This window comes from Nitrobacter sp. TKz-YC01 (assembly GCF_047824785.1).
Classification (GTDB): domain Bacteria; phylum Pseudomonadota; class Alphaproteobacteria; order Rhizobiales; family Xanthobacteraceae; genus Nitrobacter.
Window position 1 is genome coordinate 1,766,567 of sequence record NZ_CP181167.1, and the last position, 21,777, is coordinate 1,788,343.

A 21,777-nucleotide genomic window follows, 5' to 3' on the forward strand; every position below is an offset into this window, starting at 1 on the left:
TAGAGCGTTTTCAAGCGAAGCGGACACCGGTTCGCGTGAAGAAAACGCGTCAAATCAAAATCATAGGACAAACTTCTAATCCTATCAGAAGCGATAATGCTCTAGGGTATCGCGTCAGGCGACGCCGTCGTCCGTCTTGCGAAACGGGCCGGATTCCGTCAGTTCCCGAGCCGCTTCGGCGACGTAGTGACGTTCGCGATTGAGGAAGTCACCCACCGCGCGTCGCAGCCCCGGATCCGCGATATAGTGCGCCGAATAGGTGGTTTGCGGAAGATAGCCCCTTGCGATCTTGTGCTCGCCCTGCGCGCCTGCCTCAACGGTTTTCAGGCGATGCCGGATCGCAAAATCGATCGCCTGATAATAACAGACCTCGAAATGCAGAAAGGGATGATGCTCGATGGCGCCCCAGTGCCGTCCGAACAGCGTATCCGACCCGATGAAGTTGATGGCGCCCGCGATCCAGCGGCCGTTGCGCCGGGCCATGATCAGCGCGATATCCCGGCTCATGCTCTGGCCGATCAGCGAATAGAACGGCCGGGTCAAATAGGGCCGGCCCCATTTGCGCGTCCCCGTTTCCATATAGAATTGAAAGAAGGTGTCCCAGATGTCCTCGGTGAGGTCGCTGCCGGTGAGGACGTGGATGGTGATGCCGTTGGCCAGCGCATCGCGACGTTCGCGGCGGATCGCTTTGCGATGTCGCGAGTTGAGGCTGGCGAGGAAGTCCTCGAAGCTGGAATAGCCGTCGTTCCGCCAATGAAATTGCTGGTCGGTGCGCCGGAGGAATCCCTTCCCCGCGAGGAAGGCCCATTCGTCCTTGCAAGCAAAAGTGACGTGGGCCGACGACGCGCGGGTCGCATCGCACAGGCCGACGAGGCCGTCCGCCAGCGCGGCGCGGACATCGGCTTCGTCCTCGCCGGGTCGGATCAGAAGCCGTGGGCCGGTGGCGGGTGTGAACGGAACCGACGCCAGGAGCTTGGGATAATAGCGTCCGCCGGCGCTCTCATAGGCATTGGCCCAGCCGTGATCGAAAACATACTCACCCTGCGAGTGTGATTTCAGATAGCAGGGGACGATGCCGACGATCGCTCCGTTCTGGCGCGCGATCAGATGACGCGGTCCCCAACCGGTTCGGGCGCAGGCCGAGTTCGACGTTTCAACAGCCATAAAAAAGGCATGTGAAACGAAAGGATTATATGGGTATTTTGAACTTGAAGGTGAATCCTGGAGAGACGCCGGGTTTGCGCTGTCGGACGTTGCCCCCGGAGCGAAGGCCGGATTGGCGCAGGCGTCCCAGTCCGCAGCCGGAATTTCGCTGACGGATCCGACAGCTTCGAGCGATATTTCAGATGAGGGCATCGAGGAGTTGAACCGGTCCCGGCTTGAGAAATCAGCCCCTGCACGCAGTGACTTTACGGTGTGGCGGTCCGATGCTTGATTCGAACCCAGCCAGAGATTGGACACGATGCCGGCGACATCAAGGGTCGCGGGATCATGCGTTCGGGTAGAAGCCCTCGAAGATCATCTGGTCGGCATATCTATCCGCACGGGCGCGCTGTTGCGCGGTGCGCACCGTCCATGTCAGCAGAGGGCATCTGAAAATGTTTCGTGAAATCCAGGGGGCGAGGGCTGGAAGTTCGTTCACGTTGTAAGCGACAAAATGCGGCCGCGTGCGGAAGGCGTGACGCAGATGGGTCATCGCGGCGCGCTGGCGCGAACTGGCCTCCGGCCAGTCGGCCTTCGCGTAATGGCGCTCGGCGACGATGCCGCGCGGGCGCGACGGCATCAACTCGCGCATCGCCATGACCTGATCCGGATCGAACGACATCCCCGCCGCCAGCCCGTCATAGCCGGACAGCACCTCCGCCATCCGGCGCACCAGCCGCGTACTGCCATCAAAGTGACTCTTGACCTCGATCACCAGCGGCACGCGGCCCGCGACCAGCGCGCAAAGATCCGCAAGCGACATCATTCTTTCTGGCGTGTCCTTGAAAACGACCTGCTTGAGCTCGGCCACGGTCCGGGCCCGCAACGCCCCCGAACCTTCCGTCAGCCGGCCGAGTTCATCGTCATGGTAGACCATGGCCTCGCCGTCGGCGGTCAGCTGGATGTCCACCTCGATGGCGAACTTTCCCGCGATGGCCGCGCGGATCGCTCCGGGCATGTTCTCTATGATCCCGCGAGCGTGGTCATGCAGGCCGCGGTGGGCGATCGGGCGTGATGTCAGCCAGTCGGGCGCGCGCATTCGGGGTTCAGACGACTTCGAACAGGCCTTCGATCTCGACCGCCGCATTCGCGGGAAGGGCGGCGACGCCGACCGTGCTGCGCGAGTGGCGGCCCTTCTCGCCAAACGCCGCAACCATCAGATCCGATGCGCCGTTCAACACCTTGGGACCATCGGCGAAATCGGGGGCGGAGTTGACGAAGCCGCCCAGCCTGACGACACGGGCGACCTTGTCGAGATCGCCGAGCGCGGCTTTGACCTGCGCCAGCAGATTGATGGCGCAGCCGCGCGCCGCCGCGTTGCCCTGTTCAACGGTGACATCCGCGCCCAGCTTGCCCTTTGCGATCAGGTTGCCGTCCGGATCCAGGCAGAGTTGTCCGGACACGAACAGCAGGTTGCCGGTACGCACGAAGCCGACGTAATTCGCCACGGGAGATGCCGGTTCATGCAGGACGATGCCTTGCGCGGCCAGATTCTGCTCGATCACTCCTGCCATTTCAGTCCCCTAATAGACGTTCCACTCGAAAATCTGTGGAGTCTATCTCGCCTATCGTCTTGCGACATGCAAGCAATTGCCGGATTCGAGCCGTATCTCCGTGTGGCCCGACGGGAAGCCGATCAAACTTTCGAGACAAGCAGCAAATAAGCAGGATTGCGGCGGGCCTCCCCAATTGCGGCGCAATTGAGCGGTGACTATGGTCGGATCCGATCCATCGAGAGATGCTATGCGCCACTGTTTTCGTTGCTCCGCCTCGCGGCTTTGGCCGTGGTTTCTGACGACAATCGTTGCCGCAGCGATCCTGCCGGCGCATGGCGGCGCCACGCATGCCGCCGCCGGAGTTTCGTTTCTCTCTCATCAGGCGCTGTACGATTTGAGCCTGGTGAAATCTCGCGGAAGCTCATCGATCAACAGTGCGAGCGGGCGAATCCTCTACAAGTTTTCCGGAAGCGCCTGCGAAGGCTACACGTCCGACTTCCGGCAAGTTTCGGAAATGAACAACGGCGAAGGCGAGACGACGCTCAGCGACATGCGTTCCACGAGCTGGGAGGACGCGGAAGGAAAGGCATACCGTTTCAAGATCGTCACCCGCACGAATGAGGCCGACCAGAGCGAGGTCGACGGAATCGCCGAACGCAAGGGTGGCAAGATCACCGTCAAGTTAAAGCGGCCCGTCGCCAAAACGCTCACCCTCGACGGCAAGGCGGTGTTTCCGACCGAGCAGATCCAGCGCATCATCGCGGCCGCGAAAGCAGGAAAGTCGGTGCTCGAGCTGACCGTGTATGACGGATCGGACAATGGCGAGAAAGTCTACAACACGTTTTCAGTGATCGGGAAACCCATTCGAGGGGAGGCGACGGGCTCATCGCCTGATCCATCGACCGCCAATGATCAGATGAAGACCCTGACGCGATGGCCGGTCACTGTCAGTTACTACGAACGCGGCGCCGCGCATGCCAACGGTGAACAGACCCCGAATTACGCCATGTCATTTGAGCTGTTCGAGGATGGCGTATCGCGGGCGTTGGTGCTCGATTACAATGACTTCGTGATTTCCGGGAAGATGGACAAGTTCGACCTCGGCGATGCCAGGAGCGCCAGGCCCTGCAAGTGACGTCAGCCCGATATATTTCGGAACGCGGGCCTTCGATCGCGCGCTTGTCCGCTTGAATACGGGGCAGCATTATTACTGGCGTGGTTTGTCGGGCCCGTCATAGGCCAGGCCCCGGATGACGGCCGCGCTCCCGAATTTCTTGCGCAGGTCATCCATTGCCCGTTCAGCATGAGCTGAGCGAAGGTCCAGCATATCGGCCTCGCCGGCTTGCGATACCGCGCGAAGCGCGCTGACGCCCGTTCCCATCAGGCGGAAAGCGGTGCCATCGGCCTCCTTGGTCAGCATCTCCCGGCATGTGGCGAAAATCTTCGACGCGAGCTGGGTCGAAACGGAGATCGATTGCGACCGCGTTCTTCGCCGGAAGTCGGCGGTCTTGAGTTTCAGCGTGATGGTCGATCCCGAGAGTTCACTGGCCTTCAGCCGCGAGGAGACCTTCTCCGACAGCCGCCATAGGCATCGTTCGAGCGTGGCGAAATCGCGGGTGTCGGACTCGAATGTCGTCTCGCTCGAAATGGTCCTGGCGCCGCGATCCGCGATCACCCGCCGGTCGTCGATGCCTTGCGCCAGCCGCCACAGCCGACGCCCGTCGGCGGAAAACTGCATCATCATGTCGATCTCGCCGGCATGTTGCAGATCGCCGATGGTCCGAAAGCCGCGCTCCGACAGACGCTGCTGGGTGGCCGGACCGACGCCGAAAATAAAGCCTACCGGCTTGTCCGCGAGCATGGCGCGCGCTTCCTCCTGGTCGAGGGCCGCGAAGCCGCGCGGCTTGTCGAGATCCGAGGCGATCTTCGCGAGGAATTTATTGCACGACAGCCCGACCGATACCGTGATGCCGAGTTGGCATTCGATGCGGGTTGCGAACTTCGCCAGCACCTTGGCGGGAATCATGCCGTGAACGCGTCGGGTGCCGCTGAGGTCAAGGAAGGCTTCGTCGATCGACAGCGGCTCGACCAGCGGCGTCAGCGCCTGCATGGCGGTGCGCACGTCCCGACCGATCCGGACATATTTCGCCATGTCGGGAGGGACCACCGCCGCGAAGGGGCAAAGCGCAAGGGCTTTGAACATCGGCATCGCGGAATGCACGCCGTACGTCCGGGCGGTATAGCAGGCGGCCAATACCACGCCGCGCCTGCCGCCGCCCACGATGACGGGCTTGTCCGCCAGCGCCGGATTGTCCCGCTTCTCGACCGTGGCGTAGAACGCGTCGCAATCGATGTGGGCGATGGCCAGCGCCGGCAAGGCGCGATGCCGCACTAGCCGGGGCGAGCCGCACCCGCCGCAACGGGGCGCCGTCAAGCTGAGATCGTTGAGACAATCCCGGCAAAAGCACAACGGACCATCCGAGGGACCCGCGGTCACGGGAGGTCGCGTTCCGGAAAAACATCGCCGAGCGCCTGCCGGGCGGCCGCGATCGTGGTCGGATGATGCCTTGAGGACTCCGAGAACGCTTTCACGGTTGCGTCGTCGCGCAGCACGAAATCGAGCACGGCGGTAAGAAAATGCGGATCGGAGGCGGAACTGCGCAGAGTCTCCGGACCGATGCCGGTCTCGGCCAGAAACCGGCCTAAAAGCTCGGCGTCGGCCGCGACAAATGAAAGGGCCTGAATTGCCACAAATTCAGCGGCTTCGCGCGGGTTATGCACACGCTTTGTCATCGCGACCATTTGCCTTTCCGTAACCTATCGATTTTACTTTGGAACCAGAGCGACCGAGTCCCGAAACCTTCAAGCGATCATTAATCCGCTCGCATAAAGATCGTCTTATGTCTTAACGACTTAGAGCGAACTCTGGTGCAAATCTAACTCCAGTTTGCGGATAAGTGTCGAGGTGCCGGCATATTATCGCTCAGGGCGGACGAGCACCGAGTCGACTGGAGGGCCAGCGTGGCCAAGACGGTCCTGATCGTGGAAGACAACGAGCTCAACATGAAGCTCTTCCGCGATCTGCTGGAGGCTCATGGTTATCACACGTCCGGAACCAGCAACGGTTTCGAGGCGCTCGATATGGTTCGCAAGCTCCGCCCCGATCTGGTCCTCATGGATATTCAGTTGCCGCAGGTATCCGGTCTGGATGTCACGCGCTGGATCAAGGACGATCCCGAACTGCGCGCAATTCCCGTGGTTGCGGTGACGGCGTTTGCGATGAAGGGCGACGAGGAACGTATCCGCGAGGGCGGCTGCGAGGCCTACCTGTCGAAACCGATATCGGTGGGCAAGTTCATCGAGACCGTCCGCCGGTTCGTGGGTTGAGGAGACAAGAGTGTCCGCGCGTGTTCTGGTCGTCGACGACATCCCCGCCAATGTCCGGCTCCTGGAAGCGCGGTTGTCGGCGGAATATTTCGACGTCATAACGGCGTCCAATGGCGCGGAGGCGCTGGAGACCTGCGCCCGCGCCGAGTGCGACATCATCCTCCTCGACGTGATGATGCCTGACATGGACGGTTTTGAGGTCTGCCGCCGGCTGAAGGCCAACCCGGCAACCCATTTTATTCCGGTGGTGATGATCACCGCGCTGGACAGTCCGTCCGACCGCGTGCGCGGCCTTGAGGCCGGCGCCGATGACTTCCTGACCAAGCCGGTATCGGATGTCGTGTTGACCGCGAGGGTTCGCTCGCTGACGCGTCTGAAGATGATGACCGACGAACTCCGCATGCGGGCCATGACGTCGCTCGAAATCGGCGTGCAGGCGCCGGAGCGCGAGGCGGTTTGCGATAGCGGGAAGGGCGGGCGCATCCTGCTGGTCGACGATCGTCCCTCGTCGTATGAGCGGCTGGCGTCGATGCTGAGCGCCGAACACGCCGTCGACGTCGAAGCCGACCCCTCCGAGGCGCTGTTTCGTGCCGCCGAGAGCGATTACGATCTCCTGATCGTTTCGCTCGGGCTGGAAAACTTTGACGGATTGCGGCTGTGCAGTCAGGCGCGCTCGCTGGAGCGGACGCGGCACGTTCCGATTCTGGCCGTTGCCGACGCCGATGGCAGCCCGCGATTGCTGCGTGGTCTCGAGATCGGCATCAATGATTATCTGCTGCGGCCGATCGACAGGAACGAGCTGCTCGCCCGCGCGCGCACGCAAGTCCGCCGCCGTCGCTATACCGTTCACCTGCGTGACAACGTGATGAGTTCGATCGAAATGGCGGTCACGGACGGACTGACCGGGCTGCACAACCGGCGTTACATGGAAAGCCATCTGACTGCGCTGGCCGAGCAGGCTTCGCTGCGCGGGCAGTCATTGGCGCTCATGATGCTGGATATAGACTACTTCAAGGCGATCAATGACAACTACGGCCATGATGCCGGTGATGATGTTCTGCGGGAGTTCGCGCTTCGAATCCGCAAAGCTATCCGAGGCATCGATCTGGCCTGCCGTTACGGCGGCGAGGAGTTCGTGATCGTGATGCCGGAGACCGACCTGCATGTCGCGGGCATGGTGGCCGAGCGCTTGCGCCGCGCGATTGCTGGCGAACCGTTCTCCATCCACAAGGGGACGAAGCTGATCAAGGTGACCATTTCGATCGGATTATCGACTCTGGAGCGCAAGGGAGAGCCTGTCTCGGACGTTGTAAAGCGCGCCGATGTCGCGCTTTACCGCGCCAAGCATGACGGCCGGAACCGTGTCGTGGCGGAGGCGGCTTGATCTTCGGCCACCCGAATCCCGCCTCGGACGCGTTTTCGAGCGAAGTGGAATCCGGTTCGCGTGAAGAAAACGCGTCAAAATATAAAGCCAGAGACTTTCACCGCTTTCATAAAACGGTGAAAGTCTCCGGCTTCTCACTGCCGTAAAACGCGCAAAACAAAACGGAGCGCGAAAGCTCCGCGACGATGACGATTCCCCAAGCCCGATCTTATTTGATCTTGCTTATTTGATCTTGGCTTCGCGGAATTCAACGTGTTTGCGCGCAACCGGGTCATACTTTTTCTTGACCATCTTGTCGGTCATGGTGCGCGAGTTCTTCTTGGCGACGTAGTAGAAGCCTGTGTCAGCGCTGGAAACCAGCTTGACCTTGATGGTGACCGCCTTGGCCATGTGTAAACCCTTGATGTCGGGAAACGGAAAGCCGGCCCGCATCAGGCCTGCATCTGGCCGGCAAACTAGCCGCGAAACGTCGAAAGTCAAGGATTTCGAAGGCTGCGGCGCCAGAATTAGTCATGATGGCGCGGATCGTCGGCGGCAGGCGTTACGGTTTTCGAAGCTGTTCCGCGTGATCGTTCGGGTGCTCGTTACATAGCTCTTTGGATGAAGCCGATTGTCATATTAGGCAAGAACGTCGTCATAGTATTGTCTGCTTTTATGTATTTTTCGGATGGTTCATCCGCTGGTTCCGTGAAAGGCAAGAAAGTTGCAGGGATGAGCTTTGTCCGCTGCTGGTTAGAGTCCTTCCAGTATGATCGAATCGGCAGGTGTGGCTTCAACGCTTCAACTTCAGAGTTTCCGCCGAGACGGCTCGCAAGGGGTTCCTTAGCACCCCGGCGGCGAATATGTTCGCGTGGGGCAAGTGACTTGGTAGGAAAGTGACTCGGTGGGGAAAGTGACTTGGTGGGATGATCCGGCGTAGAGGCTCGGCCTTGCTTACGTCTTGTGATATGAAGAATGGAATTCTGCGGATGGGTGGTGTGAGACTGGCGGCGGGGGTCGCCGTGTTGGCTTTTGTGACTGCGTGGCCGGGGACGGCGACGCGGGTCTTCGCCGACACCATCGAATCTGCGTTGGTGCGTGCCTACCAGAGCAATCCTCAGCTCAATGCCCAGCGCGCCGCGGTCCGTGCGACCGACGAGAGTGTGCCCCAGGCCCTGTCGGGCTATCGGCCCCGAGTCGCCGTGACCGCGAGCGGCGGCTACCAGTATACCGATATTACCGTTAGTCAGGGTCTGCCGGATCAGGGTCTGGTGGGAAATGTGCAAGCGAGAATTCATGGTGCGCGCAATCCAAGGGCCATCGGCGCCTCGGTTTCGCAGACGCTGTTCGACGGATTCCAGGCCGCCAACAGGACCCGTGCGGCGGAAGGACAGGTGTCGGCGGCGCGCGAGGGGCTAAGGGTTCTCGAGCAGACCGTACTGCTCGCTGCGGCGACCATCTATATGGATTATCTGCGGGATGCCGCCATTGTGGAGGTTCAGCGCAGCAATGTCCGCGTCCTCGAGGAGACGCTCAAGCAGACGCGTGATCGTTTCAATGTTGGCGAGGTGACCCGCACCGACGTGGCGCAGTCCGAGGCCCAGCTCGCTGCCGGGCGCACCCAGCTCATGGCCACTGAATCCACCCTCATAACCACGCGCGCGAATTTTCGGCGCATTGTCGGCAACGAACCGGGGCAATTGGCGCCGGGCTCGCCTGTCGATCGCTTTCTGCCGTCAACGCTCGCGGGTTCCGTGGATCTCGCCCTTACCCAGAATCCCAATGTGACCGCGGCGATGTATGGCATCGACGTCAGCCATTTGCAGGTCAAGGTTGCGGAGGGCGTGCTGTTCCCGACCGTGACCCTTCAGGCCAACGTGCAGAAGGGGTATGATCAGCAGCTCACATTGCCTGGTCAACTCATCGCATCGGCGATCGCGCAGGTGTCGGTGCCGATCTATCAGGGCGGCGCTGAATATTCGCTGATCCGCCAGTCCAAGGAAACGCTGGCGCAACAACGTCTCAATCTCGAACAGGTCCGCAATCAGGCGCGCGCCAGCACGGTGCAGGCGTGGGGCCAGCTCGAAGCAACCAAGGTGCAGGTGAAGTCGGCGCAGGCGCAGGTTGAGGCATCGGAGATCGCGGTCAACGGCATTCGCGAGGAAGCCAAGGCCGGTCAACGAACCACGTTCGACGTGCTGGTCGCGCAGCAGACGCTCGTCAGCGCGCGCGTGGCGCTGGTGACGGCTCAACACGATCGCGTGGTCGCCTCTTATTCGGTTTTGAACGCCGTTGGCCGGCTGACGCCGCAGGTGCTTAAGCTGAACACCACGGTATACGATCCGAGTGTCCACTATCATCAGGTTCGCGACAGCTGGGTTGGTTTGCGTACGCCGGACGGGCAATAATTGCGCCGGCAGCGCTGGAGCGTTTTCAAGCGAGGTGGGCACCGGTTCGCGTGTAGAAAACACGTCAAATCAAAATCATAGAGCCAGCTTCTGATTCTATCGGAAGCGGAACGGCTCTAGCGGTCCGTTGCTTGCAATCAATTGATGCCGTGACATACTTTTGCACGAGGTCGTGAAGCGATTCGGACGTCGTCGGCTGCCGGTCCTGCTGCGAAAGGCCGGCCCGGAATGGATGTCAGCACCGGTTCGCAGCGCTTTCTTGGGAAATAAATCCGGTTGCGATCGACATCGACGCCCGCATCTGGAGCCGGATGGAATCCTTGTATCGCTTGAAGCTGGCGCTCTGGCGAGGGCCTTGACAGATGTGGAGTTGGACATGACGCAACCTGCAAAAGTCCAAGAGCCCTCCATGGAGGAGATTCTGGCGTCGATCCGCCGCATCATCGCGGACGATGAAAAGCCCGCGGCGGCCGGAAAAGCAGTCGTCGCTGACGCGGTGGGAGCGCGGCCTCGATCGACCGCTCCGGCCCCCAAGCCAGCCGCTCCGGCGGATGCTGATGTCCCCAACAGCCAGGACGATATCGATGCGATGCTTGCGAACCTCGACGCGGCGACCACCGGGGAAGAAGGCCGCCCCGCCCAGGCTGATGAGGTGCTCGAACTGACGGACGAGATGGCCGTGCCGGATGCAAGGCAGGACGCCTTTCGGAAAATCGAGCCTCAGGACGATCTGGAATTCGCCGAAGTGACGCAGGACGCGGCTGCTCCACCGGAGCCCGCAACTATCGCTCCGTCCAATCCGAATGCCGCGCAGGCGGCGCGAATTCTGTCGCACTCGACCGTTTCAGCGGTCGAAACGGCCTTCAACTCGCTTGCCAGCACGGTGTTGACCAACAACGCCCGCACCCTTGAGGATCTCGTCAAGGAGATGCTGCGCCCGATGCTGAAGTCCTGGCTCGATGACAATCTGCCGGGACTGGTGGAGCGCATCGTCAAGGCTGAAATCGAGCGGGTCTCGCGTGGGCGTCCCTGATCCGTTCCCGCGGCCGGGACTACCGTGGCCATCGGAGCGGAAAGCCGAACCCTCTCCAGGCGTCATGAGAAACTCACATCTGCGCTATGCGGCCGGTTTATTCGGTGCTCTTGTTGACTTGATGCGCCCTGAAAGGCTTTTAGCGGCCAGGGGATTTACTCCGTGAATTGACCTGAACCGCCCCGACTGTGATTGCATTTGCCATGATCGAGAAAACCTATCAGCCTTCCGATATTGAAAGCCGCATGTCCCGCGTTTGGGAGGATGCCGGTGCGTTCAAGGCTGGCCGGCCCGAACGCCGCGAGGCTGAGCCGTTCACGATCGTCATTCCGCCGCCGAACGTCACCGGCTCGTTGCACATGGGGCACGCGCTGAACAACACCTTGCAGGATGTGCTGTGCCGCTTCGAGCGGATGCGCGGCCGCGACGTGCTATGGCAGCCAGGCACCGATCATGCCGGCATCGCGACCCAGATGGTGGTGGAACGGCAGTTGGCGGAACGGCAGGAACCCGGCCGCCGCGAGATGGGCCGCGCCAGGTTTCTTGAACGAGTCTGGCAATGGAAGGCGGAGAGCGGCGGCGTTATCGTCAACCAGTTGAAACGGCTGGGGGCGTCCTGCGATTGGTCGCGCGAGCGTTTCACCATGGACGAAGGGCTGTCACGCGCGGTCGCAAAGGTTTTCGTCGAGTTGTATCGCGCCGGCCTGATCCACAAGGACAAGCGGCTGGTCAACTGGGACCCGAAACTGCTCACCGCGATCTCCGATCTCGAGGTGAAACAGGTCGAGGTGAAAGGCAGCCTGTGGCATCTGCGCTATCCGATCGAGGGCAGGGCTTTCGACCCGAGCGATTCCTCGACCTATATCGTCGTCGCCACCACGCGGCCGGAGACCATGCTGGGCGATACGGCCGTCGCCGTGCATCCGGAGAACGGGAAGCTCGAACACCTGATCGGCAGCAATGTCGTGCTGCCTCTGGTTGGCAGGATCATTCCGATCATCGGCGACGACTATGCCGATCCGGAGAAGGGCACCGGCGCGGTCAAAATCACCCCGGCTCACGATTTCAACGACTTCGAGGTGGGAAAACGCCACTATCTGCCCCAGATCAGCGTGCTCGATCGCGAGGGACGGCTGACGCTTTCGGGCAACGAGGATTTCCTGCGCGGCGTGCCGTCGGGCGCGTTGATGCAGGCTGACGAATTCGACGGCATGGATCGCTTCGCCGCGCGCAAGGCGATCGTGGCGCGTCTCGAAGAGTTCGGCTTTCTGGACAAGATCGAGCCGCATGCGCATATGGTGCCGCATGGCGACCGCTCCAACGCCGTCATCGAGCCCTACCTGACCGACCAATGGTACGTCGACGCCAAGGAACTGGCGCGGCCGGCAATGGCCGCCGTGCGCTCCGGCGAAACGGCGTTCGTGCCGAAGAACTGGGAGAAGACCTATTTCGAGTGGATGGAGAACATCCAGCCCTGGTGTATCTCGCGGCAACTCTGGTGGGGTCATCAGGTTCCGGCCTGGTACGGGCCGGACGGAAAGGTGTTCGTTGCGGAGACCGAGGACGAGGCGATCGGCCATGCGCTCGGCTATTACGTCGAGCAGGGCGTGATTACAGCGGAGCAGGGCGCCGAAATGGCGAGCGATCCGGCGAAGCGTGACGGTTTCATCACGCGCGACGAAGACGTGCTCGACACCTGGTTTTCATCGGCGCTATGGCCGTTCTCGACGCTCGGCTGGCCGGACGAGACACCGGAGCTGAAGCGTTACTATCCGACCAACGTGCTCGTCACCGGTTTTGACATCATCTTCTTCTGGGTCGCCCGAATGATGATGATGGGCATCCACGTCATGAAGCAAGCTCCGTTCTCGACGGTCTACATCCATGCGCTCGTTCGCGACGAGAAGGGCGCCAAGATGTCGAAGTCGAAGGGCAACGTCATCGATCCCCTGAATCTGGTCGATAAGTACGGCGCGGATGCGCTGCGCTTCACGCTCGCCGCGATGGCGGTGCAGGGCCGCGACATCAAGCTGTCTCCGCAGAGGGTCGAAGGCTATCGCAATTTCGCGACCAAGTTCTGGAACGCGTGCCGCTTCGCGGAGATGAACGATTGCTTCGTTCCCGCGGGGTTCGATCCGACTGCGGCGACGGAGACGCTCAACCGATGGATCGTCCACGAGACCGCGCGCGCTGCGTGCGAGGTCACCGAGGCCATCGGATCCTCTCGTTTCAATGACGCCGCCGGCGCGATCTACCGCTTTGTCTGGAACGTCTATTGCGACTGGTATCTTGAACTCGCAAAGCCCGTCATTTTGGGAGAGGACGGACCCGCCAAGTCCGAGACACGCGCGATGGTGGCCTGGGCGCGCGATGAAATCCTGAAGCTCCTGCATCCGTTCATGCCGTTCATCACCGAGGAATTATGGGCGGTGACATCGGAACGGACGCAACTTCTGACCCTGACGGAGTGGCCCAACAAGGCCGATCTGACCCGCAAGCGGCGGACGTTGATCGCGGCCGCCGACCCCTTCATCGGGTCGGAGCCGATAACCGATCTGCTGGAACCCTACTTCCGCGACGATGCCGCCGAAGCCGAGATCGGCTGGGTGGTCGATCTCGTCACGGCGATCCGCTCCGTGCGCGCTGAGATGAATATTCCGCCCGCAACTCTGGCGCCGCTGGTGCTCGCAGGCGCGTCCGACGAGAGCAGGGCGCGGGCACAGCGCTGGAGCGATGTCATCAAGCGGATGTCCCGGCTTGCGGATATCTCGTTCGCGGATCAGGCGCCGGCGGGCGCCGTGCAATTGCTGATCCGCGGCGAAGTCGTCGCGCTGCCGTTGAAAGGCATCGTCGACGTCGCCGCCCAGCGCACGCGTCTGGGGAAGGAGATCGCCAAGGCTGACGCCGACATCAATCGCGTCGATCTCAAGCTGGCGGATCAGAAATTTATCGCCAACGCGCCCGGAGAAATCGTCGAGGACGAAAAAGAAAAGCGGGAAGCAGCGGTCGCGCGCAAGGCGAAGTTCGTCGAAGCGCTGGAGCGTTTGAAGGCCGCTGAGTGAGTGTCGGGCGATCGTCGTCACTCCGCCCCTTGAGTCTGCTATGGCTTGGGGGCGTGGGGCTGCGGCTCACGATCCTTGCGGTGCCGCCGGTACTGGCGCTTATCATTTCCGATCTTGCGCTGTCAGGCACGGAGGTCGGGATTCTCAATGCTATCCCGGTCAGCTTGTTCGCGCTTGTCGCGGTGCCCGGATCGCTGCTGATCGCGCGCGTTGGCGCCGTCAGGGCGCTCGTCGTCGGCCTTTTGATCGCAGCGGTCGGATCGGCGCTGCGCGGTTTCGCCATCGGCGCGATGACGCTGTTCGCGGCGACCGCGCTGATGGCGGCGGGCGTCGCCCTGATGCAGCCGGCGTTTCCGCCGCTGGTGCGGCAATGGGTTCCTCGCCGGATCGGTTTCGCCACGGCCGTCTACACCAACGGTTTGCTGTGCGGCGAAATCTTTCCGGTGGTGCTTGTCGTGGTGACCGTGCCCTTGCTGGGAGGCGGGTGGCGCGGAAGTCTTGAACTCTGGTCCGTCGCGGCGGCGGCGATCGCGTTGATCATCTTCGTTGCCCGGCCGGGCGGGGACCATGCCTCCGCTCAGCACAGCCGCTGGATGCCGGACTGGCGCGATCCGCTGCTGTGGAAAATCGGCCTCGTGGCCAGTGCGAACAACCAGCTCTATTTCTGCACGAATGCGTTTCTGCCAGGCCTGCTGCTGCAGAACGGCCAGACCGAGCTGATCGGGCCTGCGCTATCGGTGCTCAATCTCGGGCAGTTGCCGGGGTCGATCATTCTTATTCTGACGGCCAGCCTTGTTGAGCGGAGGAGATGGCCGCTGGTTCTTTGTGGCGCGCTCGGCCTGCTCGCTGTCCTCGGCACCGCGACGAGCTCAAGCTCCTGGGGAATAGTCGGTTCAGCGGCGCTGGTGGGCTTCACCTGCGCCGTGGGCATTACTCTTGTACTGACGTTGCCGGCCCTGCTGGTAGCTCCCGATGACGTCCCCCACAACTCGGCCGGAATGTTCACCATCGGTTACGGGATCGCCATGCTGATCTCCATCATCAGCGGGATGGTCTGGGATATCACCGGGAACGCCGTCTTTGCCTTCGTGCCGATCGGTCTTGCCGTCGTGCCGATGATCGTTCTGCCGCTGGGTATCGATTTCAGAACCCGGCGCTCCTGAACGGCTTGCTCAGGAATTTCGATCCTTTCAAGCCGTATCGCCATGGCAGGTCGGCGGCCTTGGTGATGCCGATGCGCACGCCGGCGATGACGTCAACCTCGTCTCTCCGCTGAAAGACCGCGATCGGCGGCGCGTCGAGCGGCAGCGCGTTATGCGTGATCGATATGCCGAGCGCCTGGCATAATCTGCCTGGCCCCGAACACAAGAGGCGCTCCTCATGCAGTCCGCGCCGCCGCCGCATCGCCGGAATGCCGTGGGTCGGCTGCAGCGCGCGGATCAGAACGGCGGCGGCGGAGCCGTCCGTTTCACAGACGAAGTTCACGCACCAGTGGATGCCATAAGAGCGATAGACATAGGCGAATCCGGGTGCACCGAACATCACCATGTTTCGCGGCGTCGGTCCCCGGTGGGAATGCGCCGCCGGCTCGGTGTGATGATAGGCCTCCACCTCGACGATGATGCCGCCGACGCCGTCGACCAGCAGCGTCGCGCCGATCAGATCGGGAGCGACCTCATGCACGCTGCGCCCGAAAAACGCGCGCTTGAGCGACTTACTGAGAGCAGGCGGATTTGGGCTGTCGGGTGGCTGGGGCAATGTCATTTACGGTCGGATCAAGGGGAGCGTGCGGGGCAGGGGAATATGTTACATATCAGCCGGCAATGGCGAAGCGGGTTGCAGCCTTGCGCCGCGCGGATTACCTAAAGCGTTTTCGAGCGAAGTGGAGACCGGTTCGCGTGAAGAAAACGCGTCAAAACATAAAGGTAGAGTCTTTCACCGTTTCCGTGAAGCGGTGAAAAACTCTAAGGTCTCTTGCATAACGGATCATCCATGGTCGTCATCCTCGATACGGTTTCCGCCAATCCTGTCCGGCCGCGGCATCCGGAGAAGGCCAACCGGCCGGATTCGTTGTCGCCGCCGAAGCCGGACTGGATTCGCGTGCGCGCGCCGAACACGCGCGGCTATGCGGATACGCGCCGGATCGTCAAGGAGAACGGACTGGTCACCGTATGCGAGGAGGCGGGCTGCCCGAACATCGGCGAGTGCTGGGACAAGAAACACGCCACCTTCATGATCATGGGCGACACCTGCACCCGCGCCTGCGCCTTCTGCAACGTCAAGACGGGAATGCCCGGCGCGCTCGAGGCGTCCGAGCCCGAATATGTGGCCGAGGCGACGCGCAAGCTGGGGCTGGCGCACGTCGTCGTCACATCCGTTGATCGCGACGATCTCGACGACGGAGGCGCGGAACATTTCGCGCAGACCATTCGCGCGATACGCGAGCGCTGCCCGGCGACGACGATCGAGATCCTGACGCCGGATTTTCTCCGCAAGCAAGGCGCGCTTGAAAAGGTGGTGGCGGCGAAGCCCGATGTCTTCAACCACAATCTCGAAACCGTTCCGTCGCGCTACCTGACGGTGCGGCCGGGCGCCCGCTATTTTCATTCGATTCGCCTGTTGCAGCGGGTGAAGGAGATCGACCCGGCGATCTTCACCAAGTCCGGCATCATGGTCGGGCTCGGCGAGGAGCGCCATGAGGTCTTGCAGGTAATGGACGATCTGCGGTCGGCGGATGTCGACTTTCTCACCATCGGGCAATACCTGCAGCCGACCCGCAAGCATCACGCCGTGATGCGTTACGTCACGCCGGAGGAGTTTTCGAGCTATGAGACCGTCGCTTACACCAAGGGTTTCCTGATGGTGTCGGCAAGCCCGCTGACGCGCTCGTCGCATCACGCCGGCGAGGACTTCGCAAAGTTGCAGGCCGCCCGCGCCACGTTGTCGTTGTAAGCGTTCCCGGGATGCCGTCGTTTTCAAGCAAGCGCCGCGTGCGTCACAGCGCGAGCGAGATGTTCGATCTCGTGGCGGACGTCGAGCGCTATCCGGACTTCGTGCCGCTTTGCCAGTCGTTGAAGGTACGGCAGCGTACGCCCGAGGCCGACGGAAAAGAAATCGTGGTCGCCGATATGACCGTGTCATTCAAGCTCGTGCGCGAGACCTTCACGAGCAAGGTGACGCTGGATCGGCCGAACCTGAAGATCGTCGTTGAATATCTGCGCGGGCCGTTCAGCCATATGGAGAACCGCTGGACCTTCGAGCCCAGGCCGGATCAAGGCTGCGACGTCGGGTTTTTCATCACCTATGAGTTCAAGAGCCGGATGCTGGCGATGCTGATGGGCGCGATGTTCGACGCCGCGTTCCAGCGTTTCGCGGCAGCATTCGAGAAGCGAGCCGCCGCCGTCTATGGTCCGCCGAAGTTGGCGAACTGACGCGACAAAACAAATCTGAGAGCGTTTTCAAGCGAAGTGGACACCGGTTCGCGTAAAGAAAACGCGTCAAATCAGAATCATAGAGCCTCGCTTCTGATTCCATCAGAAACGAAAGGGCTCCAGCCTTCTCAGGTTTTCTTTGGCGAAGGTTTTACCGGTCCTGTGCGCCGCCGCTCGGACGTATGACGCACTGGCGTCCGCGCTGCTCGCGGCCGCAATCGGCTGACGCTTTCGCGGCGGACTTTCGCGGGCGGTTTTGGGCCGCGCGCCAATTCCATCAGCATCCGCAGGGCTTCGACAACAGAACGTTGCCGTACAGAACTGCGGCCGATGGCGCCGAAGCGGCATTCCCGATGGATCAGGCGGCCGTCACGCGCCGCGGCCGCGAAATGAACGAGACCCACGGGCTTGCCCGGCGTCGCGCCGCCGGGACCCGCGATCCCGGTGATGGAAACGGCCAGGTCGGTGTCGGCCCGTTCCAGCGCGCCGATCGCCATCGCGGTCGCGGTTTCCTTGCTGACAGCGCCGAAACTGTCGAGCGTAGTGGCTTTGACGCCAAGCATCGCGCGCTTGGCGTTATTGGAATAGGTGACGAAACCGCGATCGATGACGTCCGATGAGCCGGGAATCTCGGTCAGCGCTCCGGCGACCAGTCCGCCGGTGCAGGATTCGGCCGTTGCGATCGTGAGCTTGCGCATCCGGCAGATGTCGAGCAGCGAACGCGACAGGGCGCGTGCGTCGCTGCTGCTCATGTCAGGTGTCCCAGCCCTTGTCGTTCCATGGCAGGCGGATGGTGGCGCTGGCGGTCGCCGCGATTCCTTCCTCACGCCCGGTGAAGCCGAGCCGTTCGCTGGTCGTCGCCTTCACGGCGATACGCGAGATCGCGACCCCGGTGATATCAGCGATGCAGGCTCGCATCTGGTCGCGCAGAGGGCCGATCTTCGGCTGCTGGCATATCATGGTGACCTCGAGATTGGCGATGCGGCCGCCGCGCGCCGTAACCCGGTCGATAGCATACTTCAGAAACCTGTCGGAAGCCGCCCCTTTCCATTGCGGGTCGCTCGGAGGGAAATGCGAGCCGATGTCGCCGTCCGCGAGCGCGCCGAGAATGGCGTCGACCAGCGCGTGCAAGCCGACATCGCCATCGGAGTGCGCCAGGAAGCCGCGATTGTGCGGCACCTTCACGCCACACAGCATGAGGTGGTCGCCGTCGCCGAAGGCGTGCACGTCGTAGCCGGTGCCGGTTCTGATGTCGCCGAGAGCGGCCGCGAGACGTGCTTCCTCACGCACGAAATCTTCGGGAGTGGTCAGTTTCATGTTCGCAGCATCGCCCTCGAATGTCGCCACCGTCAATCCCACCCACTCGGCGAGCGCGGCGTCGTCGGTGAAATCGTCGCGGCCCTCGCGCGCCGCACGGCGGTGCGCATCGAGTATCATATCGAAATGGAATGCCTGAGGCGTCTGCGCGATCCGCAGCTTTGCGCGGTCGGGGGTCGCGTTGACCGCACCGGATGCATCGACCTGTTTGATGGTGTCGGTAACTGCAATAGCGGGCACCGCCGCGCCGGCTTTATCCGCGGCGTCGATGGCGCGCGTGATCAGCGCCGGTGTGACGAACGGGCGGGCGGCATCGTGGATCAGCACGATGTCCGGCGCGTCGGCCGCCAGCGCCTCGAGGCCGGCGCGAACGGAAGCCTGGCGCGTGGCCCCGCCATTCGCGGGCGGGCGATAGCGGAACTGGGCGGCAGCCTGATTGAACATCGAGAGGTCATCGGGATTGAGCACCGGCTGAACCGCGAATACGTCGGGATGCTGGCAGAAAGCCTCCATCGCCCGCGAAATCACGGTTCGTCCGCCAATCGTCCGGTACTGTTTGGGGCCGCCCGCCCCCGCGCGGAGACCGCGGCCCGCGGCAACAATGATGGCGGCAGTTCGTTTTGAGGTGGGCATTGGACTCGCTGTGAAGGAACCAGGGTGTTCGAGCAGGCCCTTACCATGCCGTCAGCAAAAAATGCAGGCGTCCGGACCAGGCCGCGAATTATTCGGTGCAGGCGCAGTTGGCAAGATAGTTGGAACTGGTTATTGTGTAGGCACAATACATCCTTGCCTAATAAATAAGCTGGCCAGAACCTAGCGGCGGAACGGTTGGACCATGAGCAATAGCCTGACAGGTTCCCCTCCGTCATCTTCTCCTCCGTCATCAAGTCTCGGACCGTTCACGGTTGGAGATGTTTCCATCCGCAACCGCGTTCTTCTTGCGCCGATGTCGGGGATCACGGACAGGCCGTTTCGACGCCTTGCCGAAGCGCTCGGGGCGGCGCTCGTCATTTCCGAAATGACCGCGAGTGACGATCTCGTCCGCGGGCGTCCGATGTCGGTGCTGCGCTGCGAAGCCACCGGTCACGGGCCGCACGTCGTTCAGCTTGCCGGCTGCGAGACGCGCTGGATGGCGGAAGCCGCGCGGATCGCCGAGGCGTCCGGCGCCGACATCATCGATATCAACATGGGGTGTCCCGCCCGTCACGTGACGGGTGGCCAGTCGGGTTCGGCGCTGATGCGCGATCCCGACCATGCCCTCGACCTGATCGAGGCGACGGTCGGCGCGGTGAACGTGCCGGTCACACTCAAAATGCGCCTCGGATGGGACGATCGCTCGTTCAACGCGCCTTCGCTGGCGCAACGCGCCGAATCCGCCGGCGTGCGGATGATTACGGTTCATGGCCGCACGCGCTGCCAGTTCTACAAAGGATGTGCCGATTGGCGGGCCGTGCGGGCGGTGAAGGAAGCGGTGCGCATTCCGGTCGTCGTCAACGGCGACATCACCTCGTTCGACGCAGCCGTTGCTGCGCTGGAGGCGTCGGCGGCGGATGCGGTCATGGTGGGCCGCGGCGCGCAGGGCCGCCCCTGGCTGCCGGGTCAGATCGGGCGGCGGCTCGAAACCGGCATTGAGGAACCGCATCCTTCGCTCACGGATCAATTGGCGTATATCCGCACGCTCCATGACGACCTGCTCCTGCATTACGGCCTGCGCATCGGGCTTCGTCATGCGCGAAAGCATCTTGGCTGGACGCTCGATACGGCGGCGACGCTTGGCGCCGTGCCGGCACCGGTCCTGAAATCGTGGCGTACGAAAATTCTGACGGCCGATGATCCCTCCGGCGTGCAGCGGTTGCTGGTGGATGCGTTCGATGATTTCGAGTGGAGGGCCGCGGCATGATGTCGATTGCGCAGCATCCGCGTGTCGCATCCTCCGATGGCGAAGCCATTCTCAACGCGCTTCCAAATCCTGTGCTGCTGATCGCGCCCGACGGCCGGATCGTTGACGCCAACATGGCGGCGGAGGCTTTCTTCGAGATGTCGAAGCAGTTCCTGCAACGTGAGCCGCTGAAGCAGCTCATTCCATTTGGCAGTCCGCTCCTGGCCCTGATCGATCAGGTTCGCGACAGCGGCGCGCCCGTCAACGAGTTCAGGGTTGATCTCGGCACGCCGAGGATCGGCCGGGATCGCCAGGTCGACCTGCATGTCGCGCCCCTGACCGAACGGCCCGCTCACGTCGTGGTGATGATCCAGGAGCGCACCATCGCCGACAAGATGGATCGGCAATTGACCCATCGCAGCGCGGCGCGCTCGGTGACGGCGCTTGCAGCCATGCTCGCGCACGAGATCAAGAACCCGCTCTCCGGCATCCGCGGCGCGGCGCAGCTTCTCGAACAGGGGGCGACGCCGGACGATCGAATGCTGACCCGGCTGATCTGCGACGAGGCGGACCGTATCGTCACGCTGGTCGATCGCATGGAGGTATTCGGCGACGAGCGGCCGATCAGGCGGGGCCCGGTCAACATTCACGCGGTGCTCGATCATGTCAAACGGCTCGCGCAGTCCGGCTTCGCGCGAAACGTCAGGTTCACCGTGGATTACGATCCGTCGCTTCCGCCGGTTCTCGGCGACCGGGATCAACTGGTTCAAATCTTTCTGAACCTTGTCAAGAATGCCGCCGAAGCTGTTTCCGATCTCGGGGAAGAGGGAGAAATCCAGTTCACGACCGCATTCCGTCCCGGCTTGCGCCTTTCTCTCCCGGGCAAGAAAACGCGGGTTTCGCTGCCACTGGAATTTTGCGTCAAGGACAATGGTCCCGGCGTGGCGGAGGATCTGCTTCCAAACCTGTTCGATCCGTTCGTCACCACCAAGCAGACCGGCAGCGGGCTCGGTCTGGCGCTGGTCGCGAAGATCGTCGGGGACCATGGCGGCATCGTCGAGTGCGAGTCGCAGCCGCGCAAGACCAACTTCCGGATCCTGCTGCCGATGTTCGATTCCGGTCCGGTACACCGGCAGGGCGACGAGGCTGCCGCGTCCGGAATGCCGTCACGCTCCGCGCGCCATCCATCATGAGGACA

Annotated in this window: 20 protein-coding genes; 11 read left to right on the forward strand and 9 right to left on the reverse strand. The window is 62.3% G+C overall.

What is annotated here, in order from left to right; translation table 11 throughout:
* Positions 1–114: 114 nt before the first annotated feature.
* The 3 genes from ACMYR2_RS08315 to ACMYR2_RS08325 form a co-directional block, all read right to left on the reverse strand.
* Positions 115–1,356 (reverse strand): GNAT family N-acetyltransferase, encoded by a 1,242-nt coding sequence (locus ACMYR2_RS08315; RefSeq protein ID WP_347262883.1) that lies wholly within the window; start codon positions 1,354–1,356, stop codon positions 115–117.
* A 133-nt stretch (positions 1,357–1,489) separates the two neighbouring features.
* The gene (locus ACMYR2_RS08320) at positions 1,490–2,242 is read right to left on the reverse strand and encodes a glycerophosphodiester phosphodiesterase (protein ID WP_347262884.1); all 753 of its coding nucleotides are present in this window, start codon (positions 2,240–2,242) and stop codon (positions 1,490–1,492) included.
* A 7-nt stretch (positions 2,243–2,249) separates the two neighbouring features.
* Positions 2,250–2,717, reverse strand: a complete 468-nt coding sequence (locus tag ACMYR2_RS08325; RefSeq protein WP_347262885.1) for a RidA family protein — start codon at positions 2,715–2,717, stop codon at positions 2,250–2,252.
* Between the two features lie 229 nt (positions 2,718–2,946).
* Here ACMYR2_RS08325 and ACMYR2_RS08330 point away from each other — a divergent pair, with 229 nt between their 5' ends.
* A complete protein-coding gene (locus ACMYR2_RS08330; RefSeq protein ID WP_347262886.1) occupies positions 2,947–3,834 on the forward strand; it encodes a cell envelope integrity EipB family protein in 888 nt (295 codons plus the stop codon).
* A gap of 72 nt (positions 3,835–3,906) precedes the next feature.
* Here the strand turns inward: ACMYR2_RS08330 and ACMYR2_RS08335 are convergent, their stop codons facing one another.
* On the reverse strand, positions 3,907–5,196 hold the full coding sequence (locus ACMYR2_RS08335) for a DNA polymerase IV (RefSeq protein WP_347262887.1): 1,290 nt from the start codon (positions 5,194–5,196) through the stop codon (positions 3,907–3,909).
* Positions 5,193–5,492, reverse strand: a complete 300-nt coding sequence (locus ACMYR2_RS08340; protein ID WP_347262926.1) for a DUF3572 domain-containing protein — start codon at positions 5,490–5,492, stop codon at positions 5,193–5,195. The genes ACMYR2_RS08335 and ACMYR2_RS08340 overlap by 4 nt, the downstream gene beginning before the upstream one ends.
* Before the next feature lie 228 nt (positions 5,493–5,720).
* On the opposite strand from ACMYR2_RS08340, the gene ACMYR2_RS08345 reads away from it, so the two are divergent.
* A complete protein-coding gene (locus tag ACMYR2_RS08345) occupies positions 5,721–6,086 on the forward strand; it encodes a response regulator (RefSeq protein WP_347262888.1) in 366 nt (121 codons plus the stop codon).
* Between the two features lie 10 nt (positions 6,087–6,096).
* Positions 6,097–7,470 (forward strand): PleD family two-component system response regulator, encoded by a 1,374-nt coding sequence (locus tag ACMYR2_RS08350; RefSeq protein WP_347262889.1) that lies wholly within the window; start codon positions 6,097–6,099, stop codon positions 7,468–7,470.
* Positions 7,471–7,692: 222 nt separating this feature from the next.
* Here the strand turns inward: ACMYR2_RS08350 and rpmG are convergent, their stop codons facing one another.
* The gene (gene rpmG / locus ACMYR2_RS08355) at positions 7,693–7,860 is read right to left on the reverse strand and encodes a 50S ribosomal protein L33 (RefSeq protein ID WP_006611239.1); all 168 of its coding nucleotides are present in this window, start codon (positions 7,858–7,860) and stop codon (positions 7,693–7,695) included.
* A 578-nt stretch (positions 7,861–8,438) separates the two neighbouring features.
* Between rpmG and ACMYR2_RS08360 the strand changes: the two genes are divergently transcribed.
* The 4 genes from ACMYR2_RS08360 to ACMYR2_RS08375 all read left to right on the forward strand — a co-directional run bounded on the left by ACMYR2_RS08360 (position 8,439) and on the right by ACMYR2_RS08375 (position 15,115).
* On the forward strand, positions 8,439–9,857 hold the full coding sequence (locus ACMYR2_RS08360) for a TolC family outer membrane protein (protein ID WP_347262890.1): 1,419 nt from the start codon (positions 8,439–8,441) through the stop codon (positions 9,855–9,857).
* 376 nt (positions 9,858–10,233) lie between these two features.
* A complete protein-coding gene (locus tag ACMYR2_RS08365) occupies positions 10,234–10,890 on the forward strand; it encodes a DUF2497 domain-containing protein (protein ID WP_347262891.1) in 657 nt (218 codons plus the stop codon).
* A 203-nt stretch (positions 10,891–11,093) separates the two neighbouring features.
* A complete protein-coding gene (locus ACMYR2_RS08370) occupies positions 11,094–13,952 on the forward strand; it encodes a valine--tRNA ligase (protein WP_347262892.1) in 2,859 nt (952 codons plus the stop codon).
* Positions 13,949–15,115: a CynX/NimT family MFS transporter gene (locus ACMYR2_RS08375; RefSeq protein ID WP_347262893.1), complete on the forward strand. Its 1,167-nt coding sequence runs from the start codon at positions 13,949–13,951 to the stop codon at positions 15,113–15,115. Before ACMYR2_RS08370 ends, ACMYR2_RS08375 begins: the two co-directional genes overlap by 4 nt.
* Here ACMYR2_RS08375 and ACMYR2_RS08380 read toward each other — a convergent pair.
* Entirely contained in the window at positions 15,096–15,716 is a 621-nt protein-coding gene (locus ACMYR2_RS08380) for a DNA-3-methyladenine glycosylase (RefSeq protein ID WP_347262894.1), read from the reverse strand. The genes ACMYR2_RS08375 and ACMYR2_RS08380 overlap by 20 nt on opposite strands.
* A gap of 228 nt (positions 15,717–15,944) precedes the next feature.
* On the opposite strand from ACMYR2_RS08380, the gene lipA reads away from it, so the two are divergent.
* Together lipA and ACMYR2_RS08390 are read left to right on the forward strand one after the other, a co-directional pair.
* Positions 15,945–16,904 carry a lipoyl synthase gene (lipA, locus tag ACMYR2_RS08385; protein ID WP_347262895.1) on the forward strand — a complete coding sequence of 320 codons (960 nt, stop codon included), beginning with the start codon at positions 15,945–15,947 and terminating at the stop codon, positions 16,902–16,904.
* An 11-nt stretch (positions 16,905–16,915) separates the two neighbouring features.
* A complete protein-coding gene (locus ACMYR2_RS08390) occupies positions 16,916–17,383 on the forward strand; it encodes a type II toxin-antitoxin system RatA family toxin (RefSeq protein ID WP_347262896.1) in 468 nt (155 codons plus the stop codon).
* A gap of 128 nt (positions 17,384–17,511) precedes the next feature.
* Here the strand turns inward: ACMYR2_RS08390 and ACMYR2_RS08395 are convergent, their stop codons facing one another.
* The gene (locus ACMYR2_RS08395) at positions 17,512–18,135 is read right to left on the reverse strand and encodes a CinA family protein (RefSeq protein WP_347262897.1); all 624 of its coding nucleotides are present in this window, start codon (positions 18,133–18,135) and stop codon (positions 17,512–17,514) included.
* Between the two features lies 1 nt (position 18,136).
* Complete coding sequence (locus ACMYR2_RS08400) at positions 18,137–19,333, reverse strand: bifunctional 2-C-methyl-D-erythritol 4-phosphate cytidylyltransferase/2-C-methyl-D-erythritol 2,4-cyclodiphosphate synthase (RefSeq protein WP_347262898.1); 1,197 nt, start codon at positions 19,331–19,333, stop codon at positions 18,137–18,139.
* Positions 19,334–19,535: 202 nt separating this feature from the next.
* Between ACMYR2_RS08400 and dusB the strand changes: the two genes are divergently transcribed.
* Together dusB and ACMYR2_RS08410 are read left to right on the forward strand one after the other, a co-directional pair.
* Positions 19,536–20,600 carry a tRNA dihydrouridine synthase DusB gene (gene dusB, locus ACMYR2_RS08405; protein WP_347262899.1) on the forward strand — a complete coding sequence of 355 codons (1,065 nt, stop codon included), beginning with the start codon at positions 19,536–19,538 and terminating at the stop codon, positions 20,598–20,600.
* Positions 20,597–21,772, forward strand: a complete 1,176-nt coding sequence (locus tag ACMYR2_RS08410; protein ID WP_347262900.1) for a nitrogen regulation protein NR(II) — start codon at positions 20,597–20,599, stop codon at positions 21,770–21,772. Before dusB ends, ACMYR2_RS08410 begins: the two co-directional genes overlap by 4 nt.
* Positions 21,773–21,777 lie beyond the last annotated feature (5 nt).